Source organism: Kineococcus sp. AC630, assembly GCF_979255925.1.
Genome location: NZ_CEEDMJ010000065.1, coordinates 1 through 290 on the forward strand (window position 1 = coordinate 1; position 290 = coordinate 290).

The 290-nt window shown below is 33.4% G+C and carries 1 protein-coding gene; it reads right to left on the minus strand.

Annotated elements, in window-relative coordinates; genetic code table 11:
* On the minus strand, window positions 1-290 hold a 290-nt coding region (locus AC0I8G_RS25870), incomplete at both ends, for an ATP-binding cassette domain-containing protein (RefSeq protein WP_471732504.1).

The following is a 290-nucleotide window of genomic DNA, read 5'->3' on the forward strand; positions in this document are numbered from 1 at the left end:
CTTGTAGATTCATCTAATAATAAGACTTCAGGTTCAAACATTAATTGTCGTGCAATTGTGATACGTTGTTTTTCTCCTCCTGACATATGTTCAATTTCTGCCGATAAATCATAATTACCTAGCCCTACTTTTTCTAAAAGGTTAAGTGCTTTATCTTTATCAAATGCTTGGTTTCTCGCTTCTGAAGGAAACTTCAAATTATCTTCAATCGTTGTACCAATCATCTCACTTTGTTGCATTAAGTAACTCACCTTCATACGAATATTTTCAGGTGTGTAGTCATAATAAGG